Origin of the sequence: Marinifilum breve, assembly GCF_003202155.1 — a bacterium.
In the GTDB taxonomy this organism is placed as follows: Bacteria; Bacteroidota; Bacteroidia; order Bacteroidales; family Marinifilaceae; genus Marinifilum; species Marinifilum breve.
The window spans coordinates 389,357-400,437 of the sequence record NZ_QFLI01000005.1; the positions used below are offsets into that span (position 1 = coordinate 389,357).

The 11,081-nt window shown below is 35.4% G+C and carries 11 protein-coding genes; all 11 read right to left on the reverse strand.

Going from position 1 to position 11,081, the window contains the following annotated elements:
- Window positions 1-133: 133 nt before the first annotated feature.
- The 11 genes from DF185_RS13585 to DF185_RS13635 all read right to left on the reverse strand — a co-directional run bounded on the left by DF185_RS13585 (window position 134) and on the right by DF185_RS13635 (window position 11,070).
- On the reverse strand, window positions 134-1,993 hold the full coding sequence (locus tag DF185_RS13585) for a RyR domain-containing protein (protein WP_110361287.1): 1,860 nt from the start codon (window positions 1,991-1,993) through the stop codon (window positions 134-136).
- Window positions 1,994-1,998: 5 nt separating this feature from the next.
- Window positions 1,999-2,265, reverse strand: coding sequence for a RyR domain-containing protein (locus DF185_RS13590; RefSeq protein WP_110361288.1), 267 nt, complete (start codon window positions 2,263-2,265; stop codon window positions 1,999-2,001).
- Window positions 2,266-2,527: 262 nt separating this feature from the next.
- The gene (locus DF185_RS13595; RefSeq protein WP_133250037.1) at window positions 2,528-3,265 is read right to left on the reverse strand and encodes a DUF6261 family protein; all 738 of its coding nucleotides are present in this window, start codon (window positions 3,263-3,265) and stop codon (window positions 2,528-2,530) included.
- A gap of 734 nt (window positions 3,266-3,999) precedes the next feature.
- Window positions 4,000-5,010, reverse strand: coding sequence for a hypothetical protein (locus tag DF185_RS13600; RefSeq protein ID WP_110361290.1), 1,011 nt, complete (start codon window positions 5,008-5,010; stop codon window positions 4,000-4,002).
- A gap of 290 nt (window positions 5,011-5,300) precedes the next feature.
- A complete protein-coding gene (locus DF185_RS13605) occupies window positions 5,301-6,302 on the reverse strand; it encodes a hypothetical protein (RefSeq protein WP_133250038.1) in 1,002 nt (333 codons plus the stop codon).
- Window positions 6,303-6,408: 106 nt separating this feature from the next.
- Window positions 6,409-6,993: a hypothetical protein gene (locus tag DF185_RS13610; protein ID WP_110361292.1), complete on the reverse strand. Its 585-nt coding sequence runs from the start codon at window positions 6,991-6,993 to the stop codon at window positions 6,409-6,411.
- Between the two features lie 31 nt (window positions 6,994-7,024).
- On the reverse strand, window positions 7,025-7,612 hold the full coding sequence (locus DF185_RS13615) for a hypothetical protein (RefSeq protein ID WP_110361293.1): 588 nt from the start codon (window positions 7,610-7,612) through the stop codon (window positions 7,025-7,027).
- Window positions 7,613-7,641: 29 nt separating this feature from the next.
- Window positions 7,642-8,313, reverse strand: a complete 672-nt coding sequence (locus DF185_RS13620; protein ID WP_110361294.1) for a hypothetical protein — start codon at window positions 8,311-8,313, stop codon at window positions 7,642-7,644.
- A 104-nt stretch (window positions 8,314-8,417) separates the two neighbouring features.
- On the reverse strand, window positions 8,418-9,497 hold the full coding sequence (locus DF185_RS13625) for a M23 family metallopeptidase (protein WP_110361295.1): 1,080 nt from the start codon (window positions 9,495-9,497) through the stop codon (window positions 8,418-8,420).
- Window positions 9,498-9,511: 14 nt separating this feature from the next.
- Window positions 9,512-10,480: a hypothetical protein gene (locus DF185_RS13630; RefSeq protein WP_110361296.1), complete on the reverse strand. Its 969-nt coding sequence runs from the start codon at window positions 10,478-10,480 to the stop codon at window positions 9,512-9,514.
- Window positions 10,481-10,500: 20 nt separating this feature from the next.
- Window positions 10,501-11,070, reverse strand: coding sequence for an LPP20 family lipoprotein (locus DF185_RS13635; RefSeq protein WP_110361297.1), 570 nt, complete (start codon window positions 11,068-11,070; stop codon window positions 10,501-10,503).
- Between the last annotated feature and the right edge of the window lie 11 nt (window positions 11,071-11,081).

Consider the following 11,081-nt stretch of genomic DNA (forward strand, 5'->3'; position numbering starts at 1 on the left):
GTTTTAGATAAACCTTCTTAGTAACTAAATTCTATTTAACTTTTCAATACTTTCAACTAAAGCTTTTTATCCATATCTCACTCTGCCTATGAAACAAGTAATATTTACCCCCACATCATTCTCTTTATTTTAATCACAGTTGAATATCCATTTTAGGGATGTCAATTTTTCTGTAAACTTCACTTAGTTTTCTGTTTTGGTACTGTATTTTAATGCCCAATTCCTTGTATGGAACCAATAAAGGGTGCTTTTTTAATCGCTCATCTTTTACCGGATCAAAAACACGACCGGTAAATATTCTTTCGGCACACCACCTTCTGTGTTCCAGTTCTGCAATCTCATCTGATAAAATGCAATTTTGAATTGAGTTTCGATAAAAATTTGGAATTGCATCAATTACATATCTGTTGGCCCATTTTTTATCCTGAGGAAGTTCATCCCAAGCTGTATCGTAACCAAAAATTTCGTTGTAAACATCATTGTATTCGGCAGCATATTCCTCATACATTTTCATCTTTTTAAAATCCAATGCAATTCCTTCTGTTCCGAAAAAATATACATTAGAGAAGGTTTGGTTATGCAATTCATGCGTATGTCTTTGCCTGATAATTATTGGTATTTCTGTATCGTAAAATTCTTTTGGCAAATTCATTCCCACCGACAATGACATTTCAGAACTGTTAAAACAAACCATGATATAAGGCAAACAGTTTTCATCTTGAATTAAATTGGACAAAAACTCTTTCGACTCACTGGAAAAGATATTGTCTTGCCTGAATTCGTATGTGATATCTTCTAGTTGGTCGATACCTGGATAGGCATTCTTAAATGCCATCTCATGTTCCTCGGCCATCTTGTCGATAATGGTAATTTTTGTTTTTTTATCACCTTTTATGAAATTGGGATAATGCGCTATTCTTCCCGCTTCAACTGCAATAGCATGCGACATTCTGTTGTAACCAATTAATACCAGGTGCACATACTTCTCCGATTCTCTGTTTAATGACTGATAGTCTAGACTCAAATTTCGCTCTTTAATTTGCAAACCCTGAACCAAGGTTTTATTGGCCCATAAATCGTAAAAACTGAACGGAGTAAAATTGATTACATCTTTATACTTTTCAGGCAAATTGTACTCTTTGGCAATGGAATAAGTTTGTTGTTCTTCAAAATGGATATGACAGTCAACTTTCTTTAGTAGTTTGTTACCAAAGCCTGAAGAAGAATGTTTCTTGCTTATAAATTCGGCTATTTTTACAAAACAATCCATATTCTTGGAGTCTCGTCCCTCCTCCTTGTCTTCACCAAGAATAACAATTCTATTGGCTCTATGTGGATAGGTTCTCTCTATTTCCTCATTAATGTTTCTAACTCCTTGCAGAAGGTAAACTCTTCTCTCCTCTTTGGGGCTAAGGTTTGAACGAATGTATCGGTAAATTTCTTCAACATTCTTTTCCGAAACCAACACAATATCTCCCGACTCCAAAAGGTAATCTTTAATTAATGGTAAGGACATGTGGTCATAACCATAAATGATCAAATGATTCTTGAACGAATAATTTCCAAAACCCTTTTTAAATCGTTCTACTCTTTGATTATAATTGTTTGTAAATACAGATATAAGTATACCTCCCATTAATACCAATCCTAAAAAGGAAGTTAAGAAAGCCAACAAAAATTCAGTGCCTTTAAATTTATTTTCCTGAATTGCTCCAGGATCAATAAAATGAAGAACAGAATTCCAATTGCCGGTGGCGGTACCATCTACTTTAATGAATAAAGTATGTAAAGATTGACAAAACCAGATAATACCAGTTGAAAGAATTAATAAAACGACTAATTGAGATATCAATTTTCCTGAAAGCAGTCTATCAACACGTTTTCTAAACAACTTACCAAATGATATAACGATAAAAGATAAAATAATCCCAAATGAGACATAAAATCCAAGCCAATTAACATTGACAGAAAAAAACTCAACAATCCTCTCCATATGTTCTATAGTTTACTATGCTTATCACTCCTCTTTATTACTTGAAAACCTAGTTCGTGCAGTGCATCAAGAGTTTCTCTTGCCGATGCACGATCGTATTCTTTTTCAGAATCAGGAAGATCACGATAGGGAATTAAACATGGATTCTGCTTTTTAGTATCATTTCTTTCCGGTCCAAAAGTCCAACCTTCTTCAATGCGTTTCTGCATCCATTTCTCATGAATCTTTTCTGCAATTAATTCGATTAGCTTTGTATCTAGTTTCTCATTCATAGTACTTTTATAAAGTATTAAATTTGAAAAACTACTAATGTAATAATATTATATTAATACAATTGACTTAATCGACTAATAAAACAAAACGGCAATTTTGGTTTTCTATTTAATCGATTCACCTCCCGAAAGGCAATTTTTATGTATTTAATAAATCGGTATCATGCAGATAATATTTAAATGCCCCCAATAATCAAAGCGCCACTCCCTAACAGAAGTGGCGCTTTTCATTAGCAACTATAAATATGTAAAACCTATATTTCTAAGCCTCTACATTTTCTTCTTCCTCTTTTTCGTTGCGGGTTTTACGAGCTTTAATGGCACTCATAAATTCGGCAATTACCTCGTTTATTTTGCGCATAATTTGCTTGTATTCTTCGCTTGGAGTCATCTGATAGTTCAGCTCCATAAACTGGAAAAGGAATTCCAACGTTTTGCGAAGTTCCAAACAAGCCTCATCGGTTTTAATTTCGCTGGTACTGGCTTTGGCATCAATTCTGGCTTTCTCAGCTGTTTCAAACTCAGCCTGTGCCTGCTTCAGCTCAGCTACCCATTCGGTCAATAGCAATAGGGTAATGGCTGCTTTTAGCTCTGGCTTGTTTTCAAAATCAGAAAGCAAATTGTTCAACCTTGCTGATTCAGCCGAATAAGATTCTTTGTGTAAATTCACACCATAAACTCTTATTTCATTCAATACCAAACGTGCCGCATTTTGCCATTCTGGTTTCAAACGCTTTACACATGCTCGCAAGTAGTTACGAAGGGCTATAAAACCATCATCGCGTCGAGTGTCTTTATTTACTACTTCGGTAGTTAAAGCAGCTGTACTGTTTTTTATCATCGCCTCATCAAGATTGGTGAGCGCTGCTACAACCCTATCGTAAGGGTGTTTTAAGTTAAGGGTTTCAAGCTCATAACCAGTAAAAATTTCTTTTACTCTTTTTCCAAAAGTAAAATACTCATCTCTGTGCAGAGCATGAAAAGACATGTTTTCTATCATCTCTTACTTTTTTTGGTTAGTTATTAGGTTCTATATGATTTTTAGTGGGTGAGTTACTAAATAGTACTTAAAATACTTAAAGTGCCTTAAGTACTTAAAATTAAAATGTATGGTATAAGCATTACAATCACTCATTTAAGCTTGTATTAAATAATACTGATTAAAAAATATTTTCGTACCAACACTTTAAGTACTCCAAGTATTCTAAGTACTTTAGGCACTTCTTTAGAATTACCCATTATAAATCATACAGCACCAGTTATTATGGGTGAGTCCTGTCTAAACCAAGTGGTTCATATCAGGTAAAGTCACTCTTCCCTATAAATGTATTTGTGCTATACTATTTGTAATTTTAATGTACACTTTCTCATCTCGTTTGAAGGCATTTCAAGCTTTCCCCTTATCCAATCAACTTGAGGGAAGCCAATTCACACTTTAATTTGTTTCGCTCATTTTGGGTGGAGCCAACTTAAGCTTCAATTGGGGCCAAACAAATAGCAGGGCTCTGCTTCACGCTTTAATTTTTATCAATCAAGTTGATTGAGTGCATCTCAAGCTTCAATTTTCATTTTTCCAATCAGTTTGAGCCTGTCTTAAGCTTTAATTTGTTTCAAACGAATTGATTTGAAGTTTGTAAAGTTAGAACCAACCAAATTGGCACCAGTAAATTGTCCCTACTAACAATATTTCCAAAATGGTTGATTCTATTATCCAGCTTAAAGCAACAGAAATTCTTAAGAAACCATTGCTACCTCTTGCTCTTTAAATTTTGCAGCATACCAATCCTCTGGCTTTTTCAGTGGGTTAATAAATGAAGTAGAATAGTTGATGATAAAGTTTAATATTCCGAAAAAGGCTACCAGGAACCCAACGAAAAAGGCAACCATTACAATCGCTACAATAAGCATCATGCTTGATGTTCCCTCCGATTCGTAATCTCTTTGCCAAGGGCCTCCGTTTACACTTACATATTCTTTAATAGAAAATCCTGCAAACAAAGCAGCCATAACACCTCCAATAATACCTAGCTTGCGAGAGTTAAAGTTCTCCATTCTTTTCTCCAAGGCATACCTTGCTGTTCGGCTCGATAAGTAATAAAATGTAATCCCAATAATATGAATCAAGGTGAATGATGAAAGCAATATGCCAATATCCATGATGCCCATAAATACCAAAATACCAATTGCGCATCCCAGTATCCATTTCGATCCGGTGAACTCTCTTGTGGTTCTATCCTTGTACACATCTAAAAACTCATTAACACGAGCACATACAACTGGGTCGCTAGGACACAAGCGTGTGTTGATGTAGTTTAATCCATGACGCATATATCTGGCTTGAGCACCGCTGGTAATGGTAATCATTTCATTCCCCTCATCATCGGTAAAAGGAGTTAGTTTTTCCTCAATGCCCACCAAAATTTGTTCAGCTCTGTCGTTTCGTTCATCTTCTGATAAGTCTTCAGGTATTTTAAACTTCTCAGGATTTTCATCGCCCAGCATTTTTTCCTGATAATTGGTATAAACTACCAAAGGAAACAATACAAAAACGCCTAATAAATAGCTTCCTGCAAAAATTACTTGCATCCAATCAATTCCTCCTCCTTTTGATTCGGTCTGATTGGCAGGGGTCGTTTGCTCTGTCGCATTCTCTACAGAAGGATCGGTTTGAGCCAAAGCACTGGCCTGCACACCAATTGTTCCACAGAGAACAAACAATAGAATTACTATAAGCAGTTTTTTCATATTTTGGGTATTAGTTTTCCTACTCGTATAGCTTTTCGGATCCGCTTCGTTTTTTTACATGGGTTCTGAACTCCATTCTGTTCTTAGATCATATTCAGGTTTTTATTAATCTGTGTTCAAATAAAAAGATTATATCTACCCAATAATAAGGGCAATTTTTATCTAAATTGTTTAAAGCACCACCCCCTTTCAAGAGTGGCACTTACTCTTTATTAAAATCAAAACAATTGTGAGAAATGAAAACTATTTTTCTGTATTAATATCCTTATGTTGTAACTATTACATGAATATTAGTTTACTTCTGCCATGATTTCTTCTGTAAGCTTTTTACTGTAATCAAAATCATATTCCTCTTTCATCCACTTTTCAGTATTCTTAAATGGATTTAAACAGTTTCCCCAATAATTAGAGCAGAAATAGTAAAAAATATAAATCGGACTCAAGAATAAAGCGATTATAGATGTAATTACAGTTGCAATAAGTTTTATTACTAAATTCATAATACTATCCTCTGCTTCCCGTCCATAATTTCTACTGACTCTTCCATCATTAACATCATAGTGCCTTGTTTTATATTTACCTGGTCCCCAGATACTTTTTATAGATTGTGAAAGTAAACTTGAATCAAACACTTTACCTTTCTCTTCATCTTTTCTTAACAAATAAATTGGACGCTTAGCTGAATAGTAATAGAAAGTAATATAAAATCCTCCCATCAGTAGCATTGCAATTACTCCACCAATCTCATTCTGAGACAACGTAATTATAACAAGTGCAATTATCATAACCACCATAACAGCCTTTGCTCCAAAAAATACTCGTTTCATTTCCTCCTTGTAAAACGAAGCATTATTTTCTAGTAGTTCACTTATCTCTTCGTTGTTTGGTTGAATTTCCCTAACTATATATTCTATAGTTCTTTTCAACCTAATCGCATCTTTTCCTGTTTCTATTTTAAAGCCTTCTGATCCATCTTCCATCTCAGCTGAAGGAAGCTTTCCATACATCTGCTCCAATATGGAATATGATAATGTATTTCTTTCATCCTCTGTAAGGTGTTCATATTCTGCATCAATTGCTTTTTTTGTATTTAATTTTATTTTTGCTCCTAACAAAGTATTAACTACCAAAACAGGAGGGATTAAAAATACCGTCTGCATAACCCAACCAATAATAATGCTTATTAAAAAATAAGAAGTCATTGTTGGATCAGTATCCATAACAAACAAAACTAAAGTTAAAGGCAATACAAGTGTTAACACAACGTAAAGGCCTAGTAATATGTATTTCATAATTTAAGTTTTAGGTTTTCCTACTCGTAAAGCTTTTCGGTTCCGCCTCGTTTTTTTACATGGGTTCTGAACTCCATTTTGTTCCTAGATCATATTTAGATTTTAGTTAATTTTGGGAGGAAACTACAGAGTTATTCGTATTCTGCTTCTTACTAATTACATATTCTAAAATGCCACCAATGCTTGCAAAAACTATCACAAAAATGATCATAACAAATGCATCTTCAAATCGGTCAAATACTGTTTCAAACCTTGATAGAGCCCATAGAAGACCAGGTTTAGGTGGTGTTGCCATCCAATAATAAAATGTAGGAATACTCAATAAACCAAATAAAATAAACAACTTAACACGAAATCTTCCATTGTTTTTTTCTATTAACGCCAATACTGAAGCTATTCTTCCTTTAATTGCCGAATGAATGCCATAAAACCAGCACAAAGCCAACCAAATGTAAATAAGCACCATAACATTCTCATAATACAATTCTAGTATTAGATAACTTAATATTTGAATTGAACACAAATAGACCATCTGTCTTATATGAAAATTGGCAAAAGCATTCTTCTTCTTCAAATTCATAACAATGGCTATCACAAGACCAATGATCCATAAATATGCAACAACTGCAATTACTCCTCCTTCATTTTCTGCAGATGCAGCTTCAATTTCTTTTCTTTTTTCTAAATCCATATCTTTTGGTTTCTTGAAATTGTAGTGACATTTATTTTTTCACTTTCAAAATTTCTATATTGTTAAAATGTTCCATCTTTACCACTTCATCTGGAGATAATACTATTGAATATTTATCTTTCCTTGGAGAAAAGCTTGTACCACTTCTCAGTACAACCTTTCGCTTTAAAATTATTTTACCAGTATCATCTATAAACTTAACATCAAGAGGAAACCCTACACCATCTCTATCTCTTTTTTCTACATAAATTTCAATTACTATTCCTCCTCCCCATCGTAAACTTCTAATAATCGAATGCTTGACATCAAAAGACAGATCTGGCTTACATACATACGGAACTGCTTTATTTTCGAGAGGATACTTCATTAGGTACGTTTCTTTATTCTTTACCCACTTGTCGCTTAACCTATCATATTTTTTTTGTTTTCCAATCCTCATTCTTGTACCAGGTCTATGTAAATAACGTTCTCTATCTGCTATCTCTACTTTGAGTGCATATTGTTTAACTAGAGATGGATACTCTCCAAATGTTGGATTTTTCACGTAATTATTACAAGCTGTAGTTGAAAATAAAACTATCAACACAATTATTAGGTTAACACTTGCATTTTTTTTCATAATTATCTAATTTTTAAAAATACTTACATTTATGAGCCTTTTATCATATCCAATCCCATCATCACCAAGGCCTTTGCTATTTGGTAAAGTTCAATGATATGATCGGTACTCATTTTCACAAAGCTTACCAACATTGGTATTCTTCCAATCACGAAGGAGATGAGCAATCCCCAAATGAAGATTTGAAAAAACAGGATGATCAGGTAGGACCAAGTGATGCCAAACACATGTAAATCGGGCTGATGTGGTTTGCCCTGACGAATGGCAATGGAAAATGAAAATCCAAGAGTTGCTCCCAACAATCCGAAATAGACTTCGGCTCCCGAACTGGCCAAAATAAAATAGATCGGGAAGATAAAAACGGTTAGCAATGGGAAGAAATAAGGAGACAATACCGATAGGATATTCTGTTTTCCCTGGTAGGCAAAAAATCCTCCACTATTGGCTTCAACATTTAAAGCAATGGGCTTGTTAAAGGTTAAAACGCCCAGCACATTGTGGGTTAATTCATGTGCCAAAATGGCCAGGTAACCATGGGTTTTTATAAAAATTGTGGTGAATAAAAATCCACCTCCCAAGGCGATAAAAAAGATTTTCTGAAATACATCTGCAAATGATACCATCTGTAGTGTAGCAATAAATTCACGCCCGAAAGCATAAATCAGCAGAGGGGTTAGTATTTTAAATAGTTTGGTTATCATGAGTAATTAAATTATGAGTTAGGAATTATGAATGATGAATTAGGGAGCAACATTCATAACTCATCATTTATTCCCGATAGCTATCGGGATCATAATTGCTTTTTCTATCCGAAGAATCGCTCAGGATTCACACGTTTTTTGTTTTTGATGATTTCGTAATGCAAATGAGGTCCGGTTGAACGACCAGTACTTCCCACTTTGCCAATTACATCTCCTTTTTTCACCTTCTGGCCCTTTTTCACACTCACTTTCGACAAGTGCCCATAAATGGTCTCGTAGCCATTACCATGCTTCACCTTAATGTAGTTGCCATATCCACCGTTCCATCCCGATTTTACGATTACACCATCGGCAGGAACATGAATTTTGGTGCCTTTCGGACAAGCCATATCAACTCCTCCATGGAATCGCCAACGGTACAAAGTTGGATGAAAGCGATTGCCAAATTTCGAACTCAAGCGGTACTTGTCGTAGATCGGTTTTGTAGAAGGAATACTTCGCTTTTCAACTTCGATTAAACTAGCCTTATGGTTCTCTAGTGCTACAGCCTTGGGGGCAGTTGCACTTGTTTTGCTGTTTACCATCTCGTTTCCCTTGGCCTTCACATCAGGATCAGCCATTTTCTGACTTGGTGTATTATTAACGATTGCCTTTGTAGCTGTTTGATTTGAAACCGGGTTTGTCATCTGATTCGAGTTGGCACTTTTCTTGGCTGCAAGTATAGGATTGCTCATGGCTTTTGGCGGCTCCACTACTGTTTGTGCCTTTGTTTCCTGCTTAGCCTCTGCTTGCACTTCGGCAGACTTCATTGCTTCAGCAGGAACTTCCTCAATCTTGATTTTCTCTACCTTGCGCTTAATTTGTTTGATCTCGTCATCTAAACTTGCCGTCAGATTTACATAGTTGGGAACTGGCGGCTTGGCAATCAAATCCTTGTCTTTTGCCTCCACCTTTTCCGACACAGGTGTTTCAACTTCAATTCCCAAAATCTCCTTGTTCCAATCGAGTTCATTCTTTTTAAAAGCTTCAAACTGTCGCTTGTATTCTTCCTTGTATTTTTGAAATCGAGCTTTCTCAGCTTTCTTATAGGCTTCGAACGAATCTAATTCTTGTGCTCTAACTTGTCCGATATTTACAAGCAAAATAGCTGACAAAAAACCCAATAATAGTGCATACTTCCTCATAATCGTATTGTTGGTTAAAAATCGGTTTTCATATATAATCGGTTGCCTTCCACCTTTATATCTGTAATGCTAAATTTCATTTTTTGATAATCGATAACCCGAAATAAATTCTTAAACATGGTATTGTACTGATCTCCCACCGACTTTATTTTTCCACCCTCCTTTGTCATCAGCAGTAGGTTATTCAGAACCACATCGAGGTAGGCATTCCAAAACGAATAGTGCAACGATGCATCCAGCATTCCATTTTGGTAAGCTGTTGTATCAGACTTTTGAAATGGTTGATACCTGAATATCCCAGAAGGGAATTTGATTTCGAACTGGTTAATTTTTGAAACAATATCCTTTCCCGATTGGGTGTTATAGGAGTAGTATTTCAACTCCTTAATGGGATACTGCTTGGGTGTATTGATGTAAAGTTTGATAAAACTATAGCTCTCCTCTCGGGAGCCTTTGATTTCACTTTGTAGTAGATCTGCCGAAATTCGAATGGTATTTGTACTGTCGCATTCATTTGATAATTGCCTGATGTTGGCTGAATTCACCAAAACAAATACCTCATCGAAACTTGAAGTGAAACTCTTTTCTATTAGCAAAGCTTTTAAATCGACTTGTGCAGCCGACAAAACATTGGTTAAGCTCACAAATTTTGAGCTGGCATACCTTTCCTTTTTATCGGAGGTATAGTTGTCTACAATCGATCGGTAGGCAAGATTCTTTTTTAAACAGGCAATGGCAACGGCTCTCAATTTCGCCTGTTCCAATGCCATATCCGAATCCATATAAGGATCCGAAATTCCTATGCAAAACTCATCGGAGGTTGCCAGCTGAATCCATGCTGGAAATTTTCCATCCTCAGAATCTTGTGAAAATTTAGTTTCCAGAGAATCCACAACCAAAGAACAGGAATCCCGAACCTGCCCTTTTAGTTGTAGATTAACTAAGAAAACTACGAATAATATCAAAAGTGATTTGATATTCATTGTTTTGAAAAAACTATTGATTAAGATCCTATTTTCGCCATTTCCTCTTTAAAATCTTTCTTGAATTTTTCGTATTCAAAATCGATTTTTAGCTTATCATCCTGGCTAATTCTGTCTGCCATATTTTTAATGATTTCTTCGCCTGCAAGTTCCATTGCAACATAACAGTGAAATTTACCATCTTTGGTTTTCTTCATTTTCTCGCAAATTACACGAGTTCCATTAAGCGTTTGGCTTACAATACTTCTCGAAAGATCCTGGAAACGCTGTTTTGCTTCCTGATTTCCATTAAAATCATGCTGTGAAGAGTAGTTGTCTGTCACAACATTTACTTTTGCCTGAATTTCCGATGCCAAACCGGCACGAGCATCTGCATAAGCTATTTTCTTTGCAATACTCATATTTGGACTTAAACCATCAGCCGATGCTCTAAAATATTCTCCATTGGTAAAGTATTCTGGTCCAGAACAAGGAACGTCAAAATCTACTTCATCTGGTTGTTGAACCTGTGCTACCTGCTGTGGTGCCGAACATGCGAACATTGCACCCATCATTGCTACTGCAAATAATTTTCCTAAACGTGTTTTCATTTCTTGTTAAT